We start from the raw sequence: 20065 nt of genomic DNA on the forward strand, positions 1-20065 counted from the left end.
TTTATCAAAATAGTTTTCATGGCCGTTTCGAAATCTGCTAAAAAGCAGCCTTCGCTGCTTGATGCTTCTGCACATGCTTTTCTCCGTAATTATCTGAATACGCCCTCACCGGTAGGCTTTGAAAGTACCGGGCAGAGAGTCTGGCTGGATTATATCCGGCCTTTTATCGATGACCACCTGGTGGATCCCTATGGCAGTGTGGTGGGAATTGTAAATCCCGATGCTCCCTTTAAGGTTGTGATTGAAGCCCATGCTGATGAGATCAGCTGGTTTGTGAATTATATCAATTCCGAAGGACTGATCTACCTGAAGCGGAATGGTGGCGTTGATCACCAGATCGCGCCAGCGCAACGGGTCCTCATTCATGGCAAAAAAGGCCCCGTGAAGGCCGTTTTCGGATGGCCGGCTATTCATACCCGCCTGGGAAACCCTGACCAGAAGGAACCCGCACCAAAGGTGGATAATCTTTTCCTGGACTGCGGTGCCAGGAGTAAAAAGGAAGTGGAAGACCTTGGGATCCGGATAGGTTCCGTGGTAACCTACCAGGACGGGTTTGATGAACTGGCCAACGACAATTATATCGCGCGGGCTTTTGACAACAGGATCGGTGGTTTTATGATCGCCCAGGTGGCCAGGCTGCTGAAAGAAAACAAGAAGAAACTGCCATTCGGCCTGTATATCGTCAATGCGGTACAGGAAGAAGTGGGGCTGCGGGGCGCTGAAATGATTGCCCGGCGGTTACGGCCCGATATTGCTATCGTGACCGATGTTACGCATGATACTACCACACCCATGATCAACAAGATCATCGAGGGCGACGTGAGCCTGGGTAAAGGGCCTTCGCTGGCCTATGGACCTGCAGTACATAATAAATTGCTGGAGCTGGTTCAGGATGTAGCCGAAAAGCACAAGATCCCCGTGCAACTCCGGGCTGTGAGCAGGAGCACCGGTACCGACACCGATTCTTTTGCTTATGCCCACGAGGGTTGTCCGTCTGTATTGATCAGCATACCTTTACGGTACATGCATACCACCGTGGAGATGCTGCATAAATCAGATATCGAGAGTACTATCCGGCTGATGTATGAGACTTTATTAACGTTGACGCCAAAGACAAATCTGAAGTATCTTTGATGACTTTTATGTCGAAATTTCTTCTGTATATAGATCCCGGAAGCGGTAGTTACCTGGTTCAGATGATCATCGCTGCTATTTTGGGCGCTATGTTCTATTTCAAGAATATCTGGTTCCGGATACGGACATTTTTCACCGGCAGAAAAAGGGATGACAAAAAGGAACCAGGTGCCTGATCTGACAGGTGTGCGGCGATTGGGGGGCTCTTTCAGAGACCCGGCCGGTTTTCTTTTTTTTGAAAATGACATCCCTCTTCGCCAGGTTAACCCGGTTTATGCAGACAACTTCAAGTTGTTGACCGGGTCTGGTCTGTATCAGGAATTGTCTGACGCCGGACAGCTGATTTCTCATGAAATTGTTCCGGAACACAAAGGTTTGGATGGAAAAGCCTGGTGTGTGTTGCGCCCGAAATGGCTCAGCTTTGTCAGCTATCCTTATGAATGGTCTTTTTTCCAACTGCAGCAGGCCGCTGTACTAACGCTTGATATCAATTTAAAGGCAATGGCCAAAGGCATGATCCTTAAGGATGCCAGTGCCTGGAATATTCAGTTTGATGGTTGCAGGCCGGTTCTGGTTGATACATTATCACTGGAACGTTACGATAAGTCGAAACCCTGGGTTGCCTACCGGCAATTCTGCCAGCATTTTCTGAATCCTTTGTTGCTGGCTGCTTATTGTGATGCAACAGTATTGCAGGAGTTTATTTTCAGACGGGAAGGCTTCAGTGCGGCTTATGCAGCTTCAAGACTACCCTGGCGAACCAGGTTGAATTTGGGTATATTAATGCATGTGCACCTTAACAAACGACTGTCTGTAAACACATCCGGCAGTGATCCGGCAGCAACGTTTTCGTTTGAAAAACTGGAGCGGGTGCTGCTGCATCTTCGCGGAATGGTGGCTTCATTAAAGCCCCGGGCTTCCAAAACGACCTGGGAGGACTACTATTCAGGAAGTATATCCGGGGAGGGTTACCTCAATGAAAAAGCCGCAGTTGTTGAGGAACTTATTCAGTTGACCAATGGCATAACTGCTACGGACCTTGGATGTAACAACGGTTATTTTTCACGCATGCTTCAGCAGGCCGGATATCGCGTAATTGCAATTGATTCGGATGTTCAGGCTATAGATCAGTTGGCGAGAGCAAATCATCAATCGCCGGTTAATTCCCTGTTGACAATAGTCGCTGATATATCCAATCCTTCCCCGGCACTGGGATGGCGGAATAGTGAAGACAAACAGTTGATCGACCGCCTCGAAGCTGACACCTGTCTGTCGCTTGCATTATGGCATCACCTGTATTTTCAGTATAATATTCCACTTGCGGACATAGCCGCTTTTACCGCCAGCATCTGCAGGCAATTTCTGATTGTTGAATATGTGCCCGTGGATGATAAAAAAACGCAGATTATTTCCCGTGGGAAGGAACAATTGATTCCTGGTTATTCCCGCGAAGCGTTTGAGAAAGCTGTATCAGTTTTTTTCAGGATAATTGAAATCCGCATGCTTAGTGAAGAAAAGAGGATCATTTACCTGTTAAAGAGAAACACATGAAGCGTTTAGCTTTTTCAGCCAGGGATTTACTGCTGGTGTTTGGTGTGATCCTGCTATTCATGGTTGCCTTCGCACTTCCCATCATCAGGTCCTATTATCCTTTTTCAGATATCGCTGATTGTTCTGGTTTTTTATCCGTTCACCTATTGTTATTCGGGATCATCTGGTTGATTCTAAGGATGGTTACCCATAGTAACGACAGGTCCAGGCTGGGCTTGGTACTCCTGCTGATTGTCTATTTTTTTTTCAGTGCTTTTCATGACGCTGTTAATGATCTTTTTCCTGATTCCTTCCTGAAGCGCTACAAATTCCAATTGCCAGCTCTTTGTGTGTTTTTGACAATTGGTTTTTATATTATTCTGAGGTCAGGGTCGCGGTCTGCCGGTGCCTGGAGGTATTTTACTGTTGTGGTGATGATTTTTTCCGGCTTACAATTGATACAACTTTTCGGACAGATATTAGGGAAGAATAACAGCGGAACTGTGGGGTTGCAATCACATTCCCGGAAGCCAGAGTCAGGCAGCGTGGTTGAAAAGCGTCCGGATATTTACCTGATAATAGTAGATGAATTGGCCGGTAGCAGTTCACTTCAGCGTTATTATGGCATCGATAATTCATCCCTGGATTCAGGGCTGGCTGAAAAAGGGTTTCAGGTGCTTCCGCATTCCCGCTCCAATTATTACTGGACACATTTTTCAGTAGCATCACTTTTGAATATGGACTTACTGGAAGTGCCCGGGCGGAAAGCACTTGTGTATGATGACTATCTTTCAGCGATGCGGCTCATGCAAAACAACCGCCTGATGAATTATCTCGGGAATAATGACTATTCCTTTTATGCTTATTCGAGTTTTATGGAGAAGGGCCTGCGCCCCGCAGTACGGACCAGTTTTCAGCCAAGACTGTTAACCGCTTTGAAAGAAAATACCCTTCCGGGAAAAATTTTGAAGGATATCGGATTTCATTTTTGGGAAAGTGATCCCGTCAAAACGCTTTATTCCCAACAGCAGCAGTTAGAGGCATATCATACCTGGGTTAAAGAAGAAACATTACGATCGGCGGGGGGGACGCATAAGAAGCCATTTATGGTGTATTCCCATCTGTTCATTGCGCATGAACCTTTTTTGCACGATAGCCTTGGCGCTCTCCGTTTGCCTGAGCTTCAGTTAAGGGATACCACCAGGGCACAAAAAGTAGCAGCTTACGGTAGTAATCTGCAATATGTTAACAGGGAACTCAGCAGTTTTGCCGATTCTCTCCTTCAACGAACTAATGGCGCTGCAATCATTATTATTGCTGGCGATCATGGTTTCCGCCCTGAATTTGACCAGGGTTACGGAATGCAATATTTTGATAATTTCTGCGCAGTTTACCTCCCGGACCCGATCCGGAGGCCGCTACCGGATTCAACCACCCTGGTGAACCTGTTTCCTTCAATATTCAACACAAGTCTGGGACAGAAATTGCCACTTATGCCCGATAGTACCATATTTTTGTATGATAAGGTCGAGAAGTAATCACCCAAAAAAACTAACGGATTATGATTCGTAACAACTGGACAAAGGAAGAGATAGAGCAAATTTACCATATGCCTTTGCTGGAGCTGGTTTATCGGGCTGCAACGGTTCATCGTGAATACCAGGATACTGCGGAAGTGCAGGTCTGTACTTTATTGTCAATCAAAACCGGCGGCTGTTCGGAAGACTGTGCCTACTGCCCGCAGGCTGCCCGTTATAATACGGGTGTTGATGTTAAGGCACTGATGAAAACAGATGATGTGCTGACTTATGCGAAGAGAGCAAGGGAAGCAGGTTCGACCAGGTTCTGCATGGGTGCAGCCTGGAGGGAAGTGCGGGACAACCGCGATTTCGACCGCGTACTCGACATGGTTAAAGGTGTAAATGAACTGGGTATGGAAGTCTGCTGTACCATGGGGATGCTTACCGAATCACAGGCGGCCAGGCTCCAGGAAGCGGGATTGCATGCATACAATCACAACCTTGATACTTCCGAGGAGCATTATGGAGATATTATTACTACCCGGACCTATGATGACCGACTCAACACACTGAATAATGTTCGCAAAGCCGGTATCAGCGTTTGCAGCGGTGGCATTATCGGGTTAGGGGAATCGCATGATGACCGTATCGGGATGCTCCATACCCTCAGCACATTGCCCCGTCATCCGGAATCCGTTCCCATTAATGCACTGGTGCCTGTAGCCGGAACACCGTTGCAGGATAATCAGAAAGTTGATGTCTGGGATATGGTCAGGATGATCGCTACGGCAAGGATACTGATGCCTGGTTCCATGGTGCGTTTAAGTGCAGGAAGAAATGAAATGAACGTCACCGAACAGGCATTTTGTTTTATGGCTGGTGCTAATTCAATATTTGCAGGTGAAAAATTATTAACTACGCCCAATCCATCATTTGAGGAAGACCAGCAAATGTTTCAGTTGCTTGGTCTCAAACCCAGGGAGGCATTTAAACCACAAGTGCTGGAAGAAGCTTGTGCAGGATAAATATCAAACCTGCCTGAAACAAGAAAGCCCCGCCATTAACATGGAGGGGCTTTTTTAACCCTTAAAACAACCAACATGAAAATTTCAACTACTTCAATTACAAATCAGAAAGGTGATTGTTCAGGTTAGTGCAATATCCAATACTTGTTGCATGGTTTTAACATAATGAAAATCCAGGCCTTTGATATAATCCTCTTCAATTTCCGCAACGTCCTTTTCATTCTGCCAGCAAAGGATGATTTCTTTAAGGCCGGCCCGCTTGGCGGCAAGCACTTTTTCTTTTATACCACCCACGGGTAATACCTGTCCTCTCAGCGTGATCTCGCCTGTCATGGCGAGGTAGGGTTTAACTTTCTTCCCGGTAAAGGCAGAAGTAATTGCCGTGAGCATGGTGATGCCGGCACTTGGACCGTCTTTGGGAACAGCACCTTCGGGCACGTGAATATGAATGTTCTTTTTCTGAAACTGATCGGCGGATATACCCAGTTTTTTGGCGTTGGCCTGGATATAGGTCAATGCAGTACTGGCGCTTTCCTTCATCACATTACCGAGATTACCGGTAAGCCGCAGTTCGCCTTTTCCTTCACTCAACGCGGTTTCAATGAACAGGATGTCTCCACCAACATACGTCCATGCCAGTCCGACAGCCACACCGGGCATATTGGATGTTTTATAGATATCGTTGCTGTATTTGGGTTTGCCAAGGATCTGTTCAACATCGCCGATACTCAGGGAAGGTTTCAGTTTTTCTTCCTGTGCATATTCTTTTGCGAGGGAACGCATGATCGAAGCGAGTTGCCTGTCCAGTTCACGTACACCGCTTTCACGGGTATAATCTTCCACTACTTTCTCCAGCACTTTATCATTGATCCTGAACGGGATTTTGGATAGACCATGTGCCTCTTTCTGTTTGGGAACAAGGTGTCGCCTTGCGATCTCCACTTTCTCTTCGATGGCATAACCGCTGAGGTCGATGATCTCCAGGCGGTCTCTTAATGCCGGCTGGATATTGTTGATATTATTCGCAGTGGCGATAAACAATACTTTGCTGAGATCATATTCCAACTCAAGATAGTTGTCGTAGAACGTATGGTTTTGTTCGGGATCCAGTACCTCCAGCAGGGCAGAGGAGGGATCGCCCCGGTGATCGGCACCCACCTTGTCGATCTCATCGAGGATCATGACAGGGTTACCGGATTTCACTTTCCGGATGCTTTGCAGGATGCGGCCGGGCATGGCACCGATATACGTTTTGCGGTGCCCGCGGATCTCACTTTCATCATGGAGACCACCGAGGCTGAGCCGAACATATTTCCTGCCAATGGCCGATGCAATGCTGCGGCCGAGTGAAGTCTTCCCGATGCCGGGAGGTCCGACAAAACAGAGGATCGGGCTTTTCAGATCGCCTTTCAATTTGAGCACGGCAATATATTCCAGGATCCTTTCCTTGATCTTATCCATACCGTAATGGTCATGATCAAGCACCTTCCGGGCATTTTTAAGATCAAATGAATCGGTTGTATAGTCGCCCCACGGGAGATCGAGCATGAGGTCGAGGTGATTGTAGACCACAGAATAATCGGGCGTGGAAGGATGCATCCTTTCAAGCTTCTCAATGCCTTTGCGGAACATGTCTTTCGCAGCGGCAGACCAGGTCTTCTGCTCTGCCTTTTTCCGCATTTCCTTCAATTCAAGTTCGTTGGTATCGCCACCCAGTTCTTCCTTGATGCTTTTCATCTGCTGCTGCAGGAAATATTCCCGCTGCTGCTTGTCGAGTTCAGTTTTTGTTTTATTGGTGAGCTTGTTTTTTAATTCAGCGAACTGCAGTTCCCGCTGCAGCAGCTTCATCAGCAATTCTGCTCTTTCCTGGATGCCGTTAAGCGTGAGCAGTTGCTGTTTTTCCTGGAGTTCCGTATTCAGGTTACTGGATACGAAATTGATCAGGAAGGATGGGTTTTCAATATTTTTCAGGATGACCTGTGCTTCAGATGGAATATGTGGTGAAAGCTGGATGATCTGGTTGGCGAGGTCCTTGATATTGGCAATATAGGCAGCCATATTGTCGTCGTTGCCGGCTGCGGCTTCTTCGATCAGGCTGACATGGGCTTTAAAATAGGGTTCTTCAGAAGTGAAGTGGTCAAGCGTGAAGCGCCGCTTACCCTGTATGATGACAGTAGTGCCACCATCGGGCATCTTGATTTGTTTAACGATTTTGGCAACCGTGCCGATCGTTTCCAGGTCATCTTTTCCGGGATCCGCAACATTGCTGTCTTTCTGCGCGACCACACCCACCAACCGGTTATGCTTGTTCGCCTCGTTGACGGCCTTGATGCTTTTGTCCCGTCCAACGGTGATGGGCAGCACTACTCCCGGAAAAAGGACAGTGTTGCGAAGGGGCAGAATGGGAAGATCCGCCGGTACTTCAAGTTCTGTATTGTCTTCAGTTTCGTGTTCGTTCAGCGGAATTATTGGAATAAAATCCATCTCATCGTCTGCATTCATATAAAACTTTGATTCGATCATTTTAGCTGATTCTTATGACAAAATAACATTTCCTGCCTGCAAATTTGATGTCAGGGGTTCTGAATAGTGGTGACAAGATTGGTGCCATGCCAGACTATTGACCAATTTTGGCGGAAAAGAAGCCATATAGGTTATATTTGCCGCCATATTTAAAACACTAGTATGTCAGCTTTGATGGGAAGGTTGGCCGAAACGGTCGGATTTATCAAAAGCCGTTATCCTCATATACCACAAGTGGGGATCGTGCTGGGGAGCGGATTGGGGAATCTTATAGCGGAAATGGAAGTGGAGGCTGAAATTTCTTATGAAGACCTGCCGCATTTTCCGGTCTCAACGGTAGAGGGTCATTCCGGTAAGCTGATCTTCGGCGAACTGGGTGGAAAAAAGGTGCTGGCGATGGCGGGCAGGTTTCATTATTACGAAGGATATACTGCCCAGGAAGTGGCCTATCCGATCCGGGTAATGAAATTACTGGGGATCGGTACCCTCTTGATCAGCAATGCGGCTGGCGGTATGCACCCGGATTTCGCGGTAGGTGACCTGATGATCATCAGCGATCAGATTTCGTTGTTTACGGTGAATCCCCTGCTGGGGAAAAATGAGGAGGAGCTCGGTCCGCGGTTTCCCGACATGAGTGAGCCCTACAGCAAAGCGTTGGTGAAAAAGGCCAGGGCCATTGCGCATGACAAAGGAATAAAAGTACATTCCGGTGTATATGTCGGCGTTACGGGGCCGACATTTGAAACCAGGGCAGAGTACAGGATGCTTCACCTGCTGGGTGCAGATGCTGTTGGCATGAGCACCGTCCAGGAAGTGATCGTAGCCCGGCATATGGGCATCCAGGTTTTTGCGCTGAGTGTGATCACGGACCTGGGCATCCGGGAGGAAGACAACATCATCACCCACGAAGAAGTATTGACCGCAGCCAAGGCAGCGGAGCCCAGGCTTACCACCCTGTTCAAAGAACTGGTCTTATCCCTCTGACCCTTGATGCGAAGCGTATATATATTCACGATAGTACTACTGCTGACCGCCCTCCAGACACGGGCGCAAAACCCGCTTCGCCGCCTTCCGGGAATGAGTGGCATGGGCGGGGGCTCAAAAGGTCAGGATAGCCTCAAGCATCGCGATAACCTCGAAGATTCGATCACCATCCGCTTCCGCTTTCTCGATTCTTCCAGGATGCAGAAATTCGATTCTTCCGTGGTTGATTTCAGGAGCAAATACCCACTGCCTGCCAATTACACCTCACTGGGCAATACCGGATCTGCAGCCCGGGCATTTGCCTTCCATCCCCTGATGAACAGCGGATGGGACCCGGGGTTTCACGCATTCGATATTTACAAGATCAGGATGGACCAGGTCAGGTTCTTTCAGACGACCCGGCCGTACTCTGAACTCGGCTACCTGCTGGGCAGCCGTTCAGAGCAGATCATTCACCTGATGCATACGCAAAACATCAAGCCGAACTGGAATGCTGCATTTCAGTACGATCTCATCAATTCACCAGGATTTTTCAAGAACCAGAATGTAGCGCATAACCGGTATCTTTTCAATACCCATTACCAGTCAAAAAACAAACGGTATAATCTCTACTTCGTTTTGCTAGCGAATGTGATGCAGGCAAATGAAAATGGTGGCATCCGCGATGACCAGGACTACCTGGATAATGTTACTACCTACAAGGAAAGAAGTTCTATACCTGTTCAGCTGGGTAACTATGTAAGGCCGGAGCAAAGCTTTCTCAACAGCAAGCTGAATACGGGCAACCGGCAGTCGTCCACAACCTTCCTGCTGCGGCAGCAATATGACCTGGGAAAAAAAGATTCAGTGGTAACGGATTCCACTGTTCAAAAACTGTTTTATCCCAAACTGAGGATGGAATATAACGTGCAGTACAGCCTGCACAAGTTTAAGTATTACGATGCCGAGCCTGACGACAGCTTTTACGTGAAACATTATAATTTTCTGACCGCTCTCAATAACGGCTTTACGCTGGAGGAGCACTGGAAGGACCTGGTCAATGATTTTTCACTGTACAGTTTTCCGGATGAACGGAATGCGCAGCAATTCCTGAAGGCGGGTTTTTCTTTCCAGAACCTGACGGGAGATTTTTCCGATGGCCGCCGCACATTCTATAACATGTTCCTGCATGGCGAATACCGCAACCGTACCCGGAACAGGAAATGGGATATACAAGCCAGCGGTAAATTCTACCTGGCAGGATTTAACAACGGCGATTTTGATTTCAATGCTTCATTGCAAAGATTCCTGAGCCGGAAACTGGGATATGCTTCCATTGGATTGCAGAACGTGAACAGGACGCCTTCCTATATTTACGAAACATCGAGCAGTTTCAGCTTTGGTGCGATGCCTACCTTTAACAAGGAGAATGTTACCCGTATTTACGGTGCGGTGAACAACGATGAATACCGGTGGCGTCTTGCTGCGAGTTACTACCTCGTCAGCAACTTCGCGTATTTCAAAAATTATTATGTTACCGATCAGGCCTCAGCGCTCTTCAATGTTTTCAATATAGAAGCGGAGAAGACCTTCCGGGTCGGAAGACGCTGGCACTGGATGGCCAATGTGCAGATCAATCAACGACTGGGAGACGGACCTGTTAATATGCCGTTATTTTTCACCTTCCAGCGGTTCGGATACGAGGGTAACCTGGGGTTCAAAAACCTGAGCTTTGCAGCAGGCCTGGAAGGCAGGTATTTTAGCCCCTATAAAGCCGATCAGTATTCACCCCTGCAAAGCCAGTTCTTCTACCAGGATACCATGCAGATCTCGATGAAATTTCCTGATCTCACGGCGTACCTGCACTTCAGGATCCGGGGATTCACCCTTTATCTCCGTGCTGAAAACCTCAATACAGCGAGCTTTGCCGGCGGTAGTTTCGGGTGGACAAATAACAACCTGGCGGCGCCATATTATCCTACTCCGGGCTTCCAATTGCGGCTGGGCATCTTCTGGAGCTTTGTAAATTGACAATAGCGGTTATCTTTGTAGGGTGAAGAAATTCCTGACCATAGCGATGGCCTTCCTGTATCTGCTGGTTTCCAGCGGGTTTATGGTCGAAATTCATCATTGCATGGGCCGTGTTGCAGATACCGGCATCAGGTTATTCCATATCGGTGACGACGATACCCATTGTGGCAAATGCGGGATGGATAAGTCCGGCTCCGGCAAACATTGCTGCAAGGATGAATACAAGTCTCTTCAGGTAAAAGATGATCAGAAGCCTGCTTCCCTGCATTTTCAGCTGGATGCACCGGTACTGGTCCTGAACAGCAAACCATTTGAGGCCGAACCGCCAACTGTATTGCAGGACCGCTGTCTTTATCCTTTCCGGCCAAATCCGCCGCCGGATCTGACTGATCCGCCACTTTCCCTTCTTTGTGTTTTCAGAATATGAGCTGATTGTTTGTATCTACAGGCAATTCTTTCGTTCATATTCAAACAAAACTCATGAAATCAATATTCAGTTTATTGCTGTTGCTGGGATGTTTTAACCTGGCCATGGCTTCCAAAGACACTACATTACTTCCACAGCAGGCTGCACTTCAGCATTCCTGCTGCAAAAAAGAGAAATCAGCCGCAGTTGCTTCCTGTCACGAAGCAACACCCAAACAGGTTGTCGCAAAAGCGGGCAAGGCCAAGCAGGATTGCTGTGCCAAATCAGCTGCATCTGCTGAAAAGAAAGCGTGTTGCGCCAACGGCAACTGTTGCACCCAGGGGGATTGCTGTAAAGGCGGCGCATGTTGCGGAGGTGCTTCCTGTTGTGCTGAAAGCAAATGTTGCTCCGGTGAAGCCTGCTGCAGCGCAGACAAGGGATGCACCAGTGGATGCTGTTCTAAAAAATCCACTGCAGAAAACACATTGCCGTCAACCCCAAATCGTTCCTGATGAAAAAGATCATGATGTTGTGGTGCCTCCTGGCGGTGGCCGGAAGCGCGTGGGCGCAATTCAGCAGCGCAACCCTTCAGGCGAGCGGACTGACCTGTGCCATGTGTACCAGGGCGATCAACAGTTCACTGGAGCAGTTGTCTTTTGTAGAGAAAGTGGTGCCGGAGATTAAGACGTCATCTTTTACCATTGTCTTTAAAAAAGATGTTACGGTAGATCCGGATGCTTTGCGCAAAGGTGTTGAAGATGCAGGCTTTTCTGTTGCAAAACTCCAGTTGAAAGGCGATTTCAGCGGCCTCCGGGTAAAGCAGGACACCCACCAGGATATTGGCGGGAAAATGTTCCACTTCATTGGCGTGAAAGACCAGGTGCTCACGGGAAGTGCCGTGCTGACTGTGGTGGACAAAAATTTCGTGGTGGCGAAGGTTTTTAAAAAATACAGTGCTGAAACAACGATGCCTTGTATTCAAACCGGCAAATCCGGACAATGCTGTCAAAAAAACGGCGTTAAAGAGGCAACAAGAATCTACCACGTAACCATATGAAAAATTGCTTCCTGATCGTTGCACTGCTATTTACATCTGGTATTCAGGCACAACCCAGGGTAGGCAGGCCTGCACCGGAGATCTCTATTGTTGGCCGCGATAACCAGACAATGTTGCTTTCGGCATTGAAAGGTAAAGTTGTGCTGGTGGATTTCTGGGCAAGCTGGTGCATGCCCTGCCGGGAAAGCAACCGGTCTCTTGTTTCTGTCTACCGGCGTTACCACAGCAAGGGATTCGAGATCATGGGCATCAGCCTCGATCACGATTCGACAGCATGGGAAACTGCCATCCGCAAAGATGGTATCAACTGGATGCAGTTTAACGAAAGAGGCGGAAGGAGAACACCGACGGCTGATGCATGGGGTGTGGCCATGTTGCCCACGGCATTTCTGATTGATAAGCATGGTGTGATTATCTCCGTCGATCCCGGCACCAGGGAGTTGCAGCGGTATCTCCAGGAAGCATTAAAAGAATAACATGATCAGATCAGTTATCCTGGCCACAGGGGCGGTGCTTTTGGCACTGTCCCTGCGGGCGCAGGAGTTGTATGTATTCACAGAGCCTGCATCCAATATACCCGGGGGGAGCCTCAATGCAAAGCTGGCGGCAAGGTATACCCGAAATCAGTACACCGGGGCATTTGCGCAACGCTATACACCGGAGTTGATGGCTGGTATCAGCAAAGCGGTGCAGGTGAAGGTCAGCGGAACTTTTTCAGATTTCTACAGCAGTGCATTGCAACCTGAATCGTTTAAGGGTTATGTGAAATGGCGTTTCCTCAGCGAGGATGATATTCACAGGCATTTCCGGATGGCTGCTTTCGCAGATGGATCCTGGTCGCGGAATGATATGGTGTATGACGAGATGACCCTGGATGGTGACAATAGTGGAATTCAAGGCGGAATAGTAGCGACACAATTGTTGAACCGGCTGGCCATATCCGGAACGGCCAGTGTCATGCGGATTTTCGACGAAAAGTTTAAAGATCCGGCGCACGCTTCCCTGCATGACCAGAACAGCATTAATTACAGCTTTTCTGCTGGGTACCTGCTGTTTCCCTTCCATAACGACGACTACCGGCAGATGAACGGGAATCTTTACCTGGAAATGCTGGGGGCGAAGGGGCTGGAGCAAGGCAATTATTATCTCGATGCCGCTCCCGCTATCCAATTGATTTTCAATAGTCGTATCAAGGTCAATGCCGGCGCCAGGTTCCAGGTGACCGGTGATATGACCCGGTTGGCCCGCAATAATTATTTTCTTAGCGTGGAAACGAGTTTTTTGCAGGTGTTCCGGAAGCGAAGGAGAGAATAAAAGGCCGGGTGGAAGCGTTATAGGCTGGCCAACCCGTACTTATGAAAACCAAAATGCTATTGGCCGGTTTGCTGTTCCTGCAAGGATTAACCGCCCAAAAAGTTGATCTTGACCGATTTTCGTTTTCTGTCGCTTACCGCGATCTGCCCAGGCAACCCATTGATTCCGGATACCATACTTATGCCTTTCAATTGCAAACGGGTCCGCTGATGCGGGTGGCCCGGGAGCAGGCCAGGGGCACGGAAACCCTGTACATTGAAGGATGGATGGGGGTTGTGGATGGCGCGGATATCGCTGTTTCGCTGGTGATGGAAGACCTGGTGGTGACAAAATCTGCCATTGCCGAACGCGAAGAAGTAAAGAAAGACAAGGAAGGCAAGATCATATCTGCACGCAGATTCTATGCACCGGTACTGACTTACTATTATGCTGCGCGGATGGAGTTGCGAGACAGGCAGGGCAGGACCCTGCAATCAAGGCAACTGGTTACCAGGAACCAGTCGTTTCAGTATACCGGCCCTGAAAAAAGTAGCCGTGCCGAGGTGTCCGGCCTCATGATGAACAGCTTTGACCTTACCGGCCCCCTGAGTTATTCCGTCGTTACCAAAACCATCCGCGATCTTTCTGTTGACCTGACTAACAGTTACGGCTATGCGGAACGCCGGATTTCCGACCAGGTATGGGTACTGGATAGCCGGCAGCACCCGGAATACGAGGCTTTCCGACAGCATTGGGGCAATGTAAAGAACGGCCTCATCCTGCTTCAGCCAGACGTTCCCCTGGATGATGTAAAGCGCAGCATCGCTTCAGATATTACTTATTTTGAATCGCTGCCGGATAAGTATTCCGGCAGAAGCAAAGCTGACAGGAAATTAAGGTATGCCGCCTATTATATGCTGGCGAAGATTCACTATTACCTGGATAACCCTGGTCTTTCGGCTACTGCAGCCACGAGCCTTGTTTTGAACGACTATGACAGCAGAGACGGGAAATACCTGGAGGCGGCAGCACTTGAACTGATGGAAATATTCCGGATCAACAAGCGGCATAGCCGGCATTTTCCACTGTATTTCGACGGTATGGCGGCAACAAATCAGTAAATTGGTGGCATTGCAATGCCTATGCGCTACTTTGCGGGATTAGATATCGGGACCACTCATACCAAATTGATCGTTACTGATGAGCAACTCCATGTAGTGTTTCAGGCAAAAAAAGGATATGAGCTGGGGCATGGTGCGCGGCTCGATGCGCCGGAAATATTATCTCACAGTATTTACCTGGTAGAAGCAGCCTTGCTGCAATTGCCCGCTGCTGCTGAATCTTTGGTGATCGGGTGCAGTGCCGCCATGCACAGCCTGTTGCTGTGTGACGATCAGGGCGCTGCGCTCAGCACCCTGCAAACCTGGGCAGACAACAGCAGTCAGCCGATTTTGCCAAGACTTCGGGAAGACCGTGAAGTAGCTGTTTTTTTTGCTGTTACCGGAACGCCATTACACCCGATGTCGCCATTCTGCAAACTGGCATGGTTGCGGCAGCAGCATCCTGCGTTGCTCGATCACGCAGCGAAGTGTGTAGGTATAAAAGAGTACCTCTGGTATCACCTGACTGGATACTGGGAGATTGATACCAGTCTTGCTTCTGCTACCGGTTTGTTCTCCTTGGCAGACCAGTACTGGCACCTGCCGGCGGTATTGAAGGCGGGCATCAGGCCGGACCAGTTGTCGTTACCCGTACCGGCCACGCATATACGCCAGCCTTTGGCTAACCTGCTGCCGGCACTTCATAAGGTCGATTACCCCGTGAGCCTGGTAATTGGTGGCAGTGATGGTTGCCTGGCACAGCTGGGTTCGGGTATACTTTCTCCCGGCGCCGCAGCACTTACCATCGGTACCAGCGGCGCCATCCGGATAACCCGCAAACAGTTATGGACAGACGAAGAACAGAAATTGTTCACCTATATCCTCGATGGTGATTACTGTGTAATTGGCGGTGCTACCAATAACGGTGGTATAGCGCTTCAATGGTGGCAGGAGGCGGTGGCGATCAAACCTGGTGACCCGGGTGCCGTACTGACCGATTTTAACCAGGCTTTATTGCGAACACCTGCGGGTGCCGGTGGTTTGACATGCGTTCCCTGGTTCTGGGGAGAAAGGGCACCTGTGTGGGATGCGGAAGCTACCGGAATATTTGCCGGCGTTACCAGCAGTCATGAACAGGTGCATTTCCAGCGGGCGATGGTGGAGGGGATCTGTTTTGGATTCCGGAAACTGTTGCAGCACCTGGAAAGGGCAGGAGGTTCAATTCATACCATTGCTGCCAGTGGGGGCTTCACGGCCAGCGAAGCGTGGTTGACGACCATGGCGGATATTCTCCGGCGACCAGTTGAGATTACTGCTGAAGGAGTGGATAAATCTGCCCTGGGCGCAATTGCGATGGCGATGAAGGCGTCCGGGCAACTGGATAGCCTGGAAGCATTTGCAGCGCTGACCGATGCCGGCACCAGGCGATTCCTTCCCAACCAGGAAACCCAATTACTCTACGATAAGCAATTTCAATACTATAGCCGCCTATGTCAGTGCTGATCATTGTTCTGGCCATCGGATTACTCTTTTGGCTAACCCTAAATAAGGTACTTCCGTTCATTGCCTTGTTACTGGTAACCATCCTGATCGGTCTCGCCTTCGGAATGTCGCTGAATGAATTATTAAAAGCCATGCAGGACGGCATCGGTAGCATGCTGGGCAGTATGGCGCTGATCCTCTGTTTTGGTGCCATACAGGGCCGGCTGCTCGAGAAAACCGGTGCCGCCACGGTGATCAGCAGGTTCCTGATGGACAAGCTGGGTAGACAGCATATTCAGTGGGCGGTGCTGCTGATGGGCTTCCTGGTGGGCATCCCGCTGTTTTACAACGCAGGTTTTGTGATACTGGTACCGTTCGTTTTTACGATTGCCGCGAGTGCGCGGCTTCCCTTGTTATACGTTGCCATTCCGACAGCTTCGGCGTTGTCGGTTACTCATGGTTTTTTACCACCCCATCCCGGTCCGGTTGGCCTGGCTGCCATTTTTCATGCGTCGATCGGGAAAACGATTTTATATGGACTCCTGGTGGCGGTGCCAACAGTTTGCCTTGCAGGTGTGGTTTTTGGCCGGCGATTCCGTCATCACTCCGTGATGCCCCGGGAAGCAGCTACCCTGGAAACAACAGAAGCATTACCGCCTGTAGGGCGTTCCATTGCCGTATCGCTGCTACCTGTTTTTTTGATTGCAATGTCTGCCGGCATTGGTCCCTTTCTGCCGGAAGAAAGCCTGTTGAGAACAATACTGGCAGCTATTGGTGATCCTGTGATCGCCCTGATGATCACCGTAGGAGCTGCCTCCTGGTTCCTGGGATGGGCGAGAGGGGTGAAGACCGTAACGATTATGGACCATTATGGAAAAGCTATTGAAAGTGTTGCCATTATCATGATGGTGATCGCAGCAGGCGGAGCGCTGAAGGAAGTGCTGACGAAAAGCGGTGTAGCCGCAGAAGTGGCGGGATTTATTTCCGGCAATCAGTTTCCACCGCTGGTTGCGGGATGGCTGGTAGCAGCGGGGATCCGGGTGGTGATCGGGTCGGCAACCATTGCGGGACTTACGGCAGCAGGTATACTCGCCCCGCTGGTTGCAGCGGGATCTGTGTCACCGGAATGGATGTTGTTGTCCTGTGGCGCAGGCAGCCTGTTTTGCAGTCATGTTAACGATACCGGCTTCTGGATGTTCAAAGAGTATTTCGGGCTTACCGTAAAGGAAACGCTGTTGTCGTGGACAATGATGGAGACGATTATTTCCGTTGCAGGACTATTGCTGATCCTCTTGTTTTCCTGCTTTGTCTGATTATTGATTCCAGTCGTTCCAGATAGAGCACTGGAAGGATTTGTCTTCCCGTTGCAGGTGTCTCATGGAGCCGACATATACCGCATTCATTACAGCCCTGGGCCTGAAGCGGATATCGCCATTCCGCAGCTGATAGCCCGTACCAAAATGCGATAGTCCCAGGGCATGACCGGTTTCATGCAATGCTACGGATTCAATGTCGTAATCTGTATTCTGGCTGTTGCGCCAGTTGAAATTGTCGTTGTAGTAGGTTTCGCGGAAGGCGACATCATTTACGCCATTGTGGTCAATGTCCGTAGGCAGGCCATCATCACCAAAATAGACAAAAGTAAAGGTAACGGCCAGCACAAAGCTGCCGCCATCCGGCGTCAGTGCGTCAAAGAATCCGCGGGGCAGAAAGCCTGCATGCTGCAGGTCTGCTATATTGGTCGGCCATCCGCCAAAACCGATCTGGCTGGCAACATAACCAATGCTCTCCTCGTTGGTCACTTTTTTAAAAATCAATCGTGAACAGCTGCTCTCGCTCCAGTTGTTCATAGCGCGGTCTATCGCATTGTTCACTGCCTGTTTGCTCACGCCGAAATCACGGGTATATGCATTGCCAATCGCATAGGTGATCACGCGCCTGCCGCCTCTCCGGGGATCGCGTGTTACAAACTCTGCGTCGGGTTTGGTTTTTTTATCGTTATACAGGATGGTGGCATTATCATTGTTGCCGCGCTTCTGACAACGCATGTATTCGGCTTTCAGCAACACCGGATGATGTTTAGAAAAGGCACTGGCCGGCATCACCGTGTAGTCGAGATCACCCGGTTTATTCACACCGGATACCTGTTTGCCGGGGCTGGACAAGGCATCGGCCAGGTGATCAGAAAGTTCGTCTTTTTTGGCACAGGAAAAGAGCATCCAGGAGGCGGATGCCAGCAGGAGGGTTGACAACGGCTTCATAAACTATTGGATTTACAACACATTATCATTTTACTTCATTTCTCCTCCTTTTAACGTCAGAAATGATTCTTTTCGCATGTATCCTGGAATTTTCTATGAAAAGACTGTGGGTATCCATCCCGCCGCAGATCACCCCGGCGAGATAAATGCCTGATACACTGGACTCCTGTGTTTTTCCATGGAGGATAGGCCGCCTGCTTTCATCCAGGGATAATTCTACCCCTACCGATTCCAGGAAGGCGAGATTCGGCTCATATCCTGTCATGGCAATAATCCAGTCGTTCGGGAGCGTTATGGGGCCATCGGGTGTTGCAATGTCTACTTCCCGCTCACGGATGGCGGTAATGGAACTGCTGAAATATGCTTTGATCGAACCTTCTTTGATCCTGTTGATAATATCCGGGCGCACCCAGTATTTGACCCTTTTGCCCACCTCTTCCTGCCGGATGATCATGGTTACCCGGGCGCCTTTGCGCCATGTTTCCAATGCGGCATCTACCGCGGAATTCTGCGCGCCTACTACCACCACGTCCTGGAAGGCATAAAAATGAGGATCCTGGTAATAGTGCGTGACCTTGGCCAGTTCCTCACCAGGAACTTTCAGTTTATAGGGAATATCAAAAAAGCCCGTCGCTATAATAATATGACGGGCTTTGTATTGTTCTTTAATGCTGGTCACTGCAAACCAGCCGTTTTGCCTTTCTACCCCAGTGACTTTCTCAAACAGCCGGATGTTCAATTCGAAACTGGTCGTGACACGACGGTAATATTCAAGAGCCTCTGCGCGGGTCGGCTTTGCATTATTGGAAACGAAAGGTACATTGCCGATCTCCAGTCGCTCTGATGTTGAAAAGAAAGTCATATTGGCCGGATAGTGGTACAGGGAATTCACCAGGCAACCCTTTTCCAGGATCACGTAAGAAAGCTTTGCTTTTTTTGCTTCCAGTCCACAGGCCAGTCCGATCGGACCACCGCCGATGATCAACACATCATATACGTCATTTGTCATTCCCCAAATCTACTGCATCGGCGTCACCCTGCCAGAACCGGACACTTTGAGTTTTATCTGAGGCGTTCCTTTGTACCAGACATTTCCACTGCCGGAGATTTCACTCTCCAGGTATTCATCCGCCCAGAGCCAGATATCACCGGAACCACTGGTTTCCGTATAGGCCGATTTGGCGGTTACTGCACGCAGGTCGGTTTGACCGCTGCCACTGATTTTTATTTTTTCAGTTTGCACCTGTCCGTTTTGAATGCGGATACTACCGCTGCCGCTTATCCGTGTTTCCAGTTCATTGGCTGACAGGCTCATCACCGAAATGCTGCCGCTTCCGCTTGACTCCAGCCAGAGTCTTTGTGTATTAACGGGTGAAGCTACCTGGGCTGACCCGGATCCGCTGAGGTGAAGGCCATTGAGTGTGCTGCCATAAACATGTACTTCAATAGGTTCATAGGAGCGGATCACGGTATGTTCCCGCAAACGGATTCTCAGTTCATCTCCACTCACAAAAGTTTCGATCACATCCAGTATGTTTTGCTGGGCCCTGATCTCCAGGCGCGGTTCGTTGCCCGTTTCAAAGGTCAGGGTACCCGGTATGGCATAATGCACGGCGGTGAAACTGCCGGGCTGTCGCTGCTCTGTGATCACAGGTCCATCGCCGTTCACCTTTTTGCAGGCGTTCAGGGAAACAAGCATTGCTAACAGGTAAATTATCGATTGCTTCATTACTATTGATT

The 20065-nt window shown here is 49.3% G+C and carries 19 protein-coding genes; 15 read left to right on the plus strand and 4 right to left on the minus strand.

Annotation, left to right across the window (positions count from 1 at the left end):
• Window positions 1-18: 18 nt before the first annotated feature.
• Genes FPE01S_RS12450 through bioB form a run of 5 tightly spaced genes read left to right on the plus strand, consistent with a single transcriptional unit; the run spans window position 19 to window position 5209 of the window.
• Entirely contained in the window at window positions 19-1134 is a 1116-nt protein-coding gene (locus FPE01S_RS12450; protein ID WP_046369298.1) for a M42 family metallopeptidase, read from the plus strand.
• 8 nt (window positions 1135-1142) lie between these two features.
• Complete coding sequence (locus FPE01S_RS26010; protein ID WP_169749163.1) at window positions 1143-1310, plus strand: hypothetical protein; 168 nt, start codon at window positions 1143-1145, stop codon at window positions 1308-1310.
• Entirely contained in the window at window positions 1285-2685 is a 1401-nt protein-coding gene (locus FPE01S_RS12455; protein ID WP_046369299.1) for a class I SAM-dependent methyltransferase, read from the plus strand. Before FPE01S_RS26010 ends, FPE01S_RS12455 begins: the two co-directional genes overlap by 26 nt.
• Window positions 2682-4202: a hypothetical protein gene (locus FPE01S_RS12460; RefSeq protein ID WP_046369300.1), complete on the plus strand. Its 1521-nt coding sequence runs from the start codon at window positions 2682-2684 to the stop codon at window positions 4200-4202. Before FPE01S_RS12455 ends, FPE01S_RS12460 begins: the two co-directional genes overlap by 4 nt.
• Window positions 4203-4225: 23 nt before the next feature.
• The gene (gene bioB, locus FPE01S_RS12465; protein ID WP_046369301.1) at window positions 4226-5209 is read left to right on the plus strand and encodes a biotin synthase BioB; all 984 of its coding nucleotides are present in this window, start codon (window positions 4226-4228) and stop codon (window positions 5207-5209) included.
• A gap of 120 nt (window positions 5210-5329) precedes the next feature.
• Here bioB and lon read toward each other — a convergent pair whose 3' ends face one another.
• Window positions 5330-7732, minus strand: a complete 2403-nt coding sequence (gene lon, locus FPE01S_RS12470; protein WP_046369302.1) for an endopeptidase La — start codon at window positions 7730-7732, stop codon at window positions 5330-5332.
• A 162-nt stretch (window positions 7733-7894) separates the two neighbouring features.
• Between lon and FPE01S_RS12475 the strand changes: the two genes are divergently transcribed.
• The 10 genes from FPE01S_RS12475 to FPE01S_RS12520 are packed head-to-tail and all read left to right on the plus strand — an operon-like array spanning window position 7895 to window position 17377.
• Entirely contained in the window at window positions 7895-8716 is an 822-nt protein-coding gene (locus tag FPE01S_RS12475) for a purine-nucleoside phosphorylase (protein WP_157474012.1), read from the plus strand.
• Window positions 8717-8722: 6 nt separating this feature from the next.
• Window positions 8723-10726, plus strand: coding sequence for a putative porin (locus FPE01S_RS12480; protein ID WP_046369303.1), 2004 nt, complete (start codon window positions 8723-8725; stop codon window positions 10724-10726).
• 22 nt (window positions 10727-10748) lie between these two features.
• Window positions 10749-11153 (plus strand): HYC_CC_PP family protein, encoded by a 405-nt coding sequence (locus tag FPE01S_RS12485; protein WP_157474013.1) that lies wholly within the window; start codon window positions 10749-10751, stop codon window positions 11151-11153.
• Window positions 11154-11206: 53 nt separating this feature from the next.
• Window positions 11207-11644 (plus strand): hypothetical protein, encoded by a 438-nt coding sequence (locus FPE01S_RS12490; RefSeq protein WP_046369304.1) that lies wholly within the window; start codon window positions 11207-11209, stop codon window positions 11642-11644.
• Window positions 11644-12189: a heavy-metal-associated domain-containing protein gene (locus tag FPE01S_RS25660; RefSeq protein WP_046369305.1), complete on the plus strand. Its 546-nt coding sequence runs from the start codon at window positions 11644-11646 to the stop codon at window positions 12187-12189. The genes FPE01S_RS12490 and FPE01S_RS25660 overlap by 1 nt, the downstream gene beginning before the upstream one ends.
• Window positions 12186-12665, plus strand: coding sequence for a TlpA family protein disulfide reductase (locus FPE01S_RS12500; RefSeq protein ID WP_046369306.1), 480 nt, complete (start codon window positions 12186-12188; stop codon window positions 12663-12665). The genes FPE01S_RS25660 and FPE01S_RS12500 overlap by 4 nt, the downstream gene beginning before the upstream one ends.
• A gap of 1 nt (window position 12666) precedes the next feature.
• Window positions 12667-13503: a hypothetical protein gene (locus tag FPE01S_RS12505; protein WP_046369307.1), complete on the plus strand. Its 837-nt coding sequence runs from the start codon at window positions 12667-12669 to the stop codon at window positions 13501-13503.
• A gap of 41 nt (window positions 13504-13544) precedes the next feature.
• Window positions 13545-14603 carry a hypothetical protein gene (locus tag FPE01S_RS12510; RefSeq protein ID WP_046369308.1) on the plus strand — a complete coding sequence of 353 codons (1059 nt, stop codon included), beginning with the start codon at window positions 13545-13547 and terminating at the stop codon, window positions 14601-14603.
• A gap of 15 nt (window positions 14604-14618) precedes the next feature.
• Window positions 14619-16085 carry a gluconokinase gene (locus FPE01S_RS12515; RefSeq protein ID WP_083990248.1) on the plus strand — a complete coding sequence of 489 codons (1467 nt, stop codon included), beginning with the start codon at window positions 14619-14621 and terminating at the stop codon, window positions 16083-16085.
• Window positions 16073-17377 (plus strand): GntT/GntP/DsdX family permease, encoded by a 1305-nt coding sequence (locus tag FPE01S_RS12520; protein WP_046369309.1) that lies wholly within the window; start codon window positions 16073-16075, stop codon window positions 17375-17377. Before FPE01S_RS12515 ends, FPE01S_RS12520 begins: the two co-directional genes overlap by 13 nt.
• Here FPE01S_RS12520 and FPE01S_RS12525 read toward each other — a convergent pair whose 3' ends face one another.
• From FPE01S_RS12525 to FPE01S_RS12535, 3 genes are read right to left on the minus strand one after another with little or no spacing between them, the layout of a single operon-like run.
• Window positions 17378-18325 carry a matrixin family metalloprotease gene (locus FPE01S_RS12525; protein WP_046369310.1) on the minus strand — a complete coding sequence of 316 codons (948 nt, stop codon included), beginning with the start codon at window positions 18323-18325 and terminating at the stop codon, window positions 17378-17380.
• A gap of 25 nt (window positions 18326-18350) precedes the next feature.
• The gene (locus FPE01S_RS12530; protein WP_046369311.1) at window positions 18351-19334 is read right to left on the minus strand and encodes a YpdA family putative bacillithiol disulfide reductase; all 984 of its coding nucleotides are present in this window, start codon (window positions 19332-19334) and stop codon (window positions 18351-18353) included.
• Window positions 19335-19343: 9 nt separating this feature from the next.
• Window positions 19344-20054 (minus strand): head GIN domain-containing protein, encoded by a 711-nt coding sequence (locus FPE01S_RS12535; RefSeq protein ID WP_083990249.1) that lies wholly within the window; start codon window positions 20052-20054, stop codon window positions 19344-19346.
• Between the last annotated feature and the right edge of the window lie 11 nt (window positions 20055-20065).

Origin of the sequence: Flavihumibacter petaseus NBRC 106054 (genome assembly GCF_000974785.1) — a bacterium.
GTDB classification, from domain to species: domain Bacteria; phylum Bacteroidota; class Bacteroidia; order Chitinophagales; family Chitinophagaceae; genus Flavihumibacter; species Flavihumibacter petaseus.

Bases quoted from the DNA above. Each gene is read 5' to 3' on its own strand.
- FPE01S_RS12530 (WP_046369311.1), bottom strand. From the start codon at position 19,334: ATGACAAATGACGTATATGATGTGTTGATCATCGGCGGTGGTCCGATC.
- FPE01S_RS12510 (WP_046369308.1), top strand. From the start codon at position 13,545: ATGAAAACCAAAATGCTATTGGCCGGTTTGCTGTTCCTGCAAGGATTA.
- FPE01S_RS12480 (WP_046369303.1), top strand. From the start codon at position 8,723: ATGCGAAGCGTATATATATTCACGATAGTACTACTGCTGACCGCCCTC.
- FPE01S_RS12490 (WP_046369304.1), top strand. From the start codon at position 11,207: ATGAAATCAATATTCAGTTTATTGCTGTTGCTGGGATGTTTTAACCTG.
- FPE01S_RS25660 (WP_046369305.1), top strand. From the start codon at position 11,644: ATGAAAAAGATCATGATGTTGTGGTGCCTCCTGGCGGTGGCCGGAAGC.
- lon (WP_046369302.1), bottom strand. From the start codon at position 7,732: ATGATCGAATCAAAGTTTTATATGAATGCAGACGATGAGATGGATTTT.
- FPE01S_RS26010 (WP_169749163.1), top strand. From the start codon at position 1,143: ATGTCGAAATTTCTTCTGTATATAGATCCCGGAAGCGGTAGTTACCTG.
- FPE01S_RS12535 (WP_083990249.1), bottom strand. From the start codon at position 20,054: ATGAAGCAATCGATAATTTACCTGTTAGCAATGCTTGTTTCCCTGAAC.
- FPE01S_RS12505 (WP_046369307.1), top strand. From the start codon at position 12,667: ATGATCAGATCAGTTATCCTGGCCACAGGGGCGGTGCTTTTGGCACTG.
- FPE01S_RS12460 (WP_046369300.1), top strand. From the start codon at position 2,682: ATGAAGCGTTTAGCTTTTTCAGCCAGGGATTTACTGCTGGTGTTTGGT.
- FPE01S_RS12525 (WP_046369310.1), bottom strand. From the start codon at position 18,325: ATGAAGCCGTTGTCAACCCTCCTGCTGGCATCCGCCTCCTGGATGCTC.
- FPE01S_RS12450 (WP_046369298.1), top strand. From the start codon at position 19: ATGGCCGTTTCGAAATCTGCTAAAAAGCAGCCTTCGCTGCTTGATGCT.
- FPE01S_RS12475 (WP_157474012.1), top strand. From the start codon at position 7,895: ATGTCAGCTTTGATGGGAAGGTTGGCCGAAACGGTCGGATTTATCAAA.
- FPE01S_RS12455 (WP_046369299.1), top strand. From the start codon at position 1,285: ATGACAAAAAGGAACCAGGTGCCTGATCTGACAGGTGTGCGGCGATTG.
- FPE01S_RS12500 (WP_046369306.1), top strand. From the start codon at position 12,186: ATGAAAAATTGCTTCCTGATCGTTGCACTGCTATTTACATCTGGTATT.
- FPE01S_RS12515 (WP_083990248.1), top strand. From the start codon at position 14,619: ATGCCTATGCGCTACTTTGCGGGATTAGATATCGGGACCACTCATACC.
- bioB (WP_046369301.1), top strand. From the start codon at position 4,226: ATGATTCGTAACAACTGGACAAAGGAAGAGATAGAGCAAATTTACCAT.
- FPE01S_RS12520 (WP_046369309.1), top strand. From the start codon at position 16,073: ATGTCAGTGCTGATCATTGTTCTGGCCATCGGATTACTCTTTTGGCTA.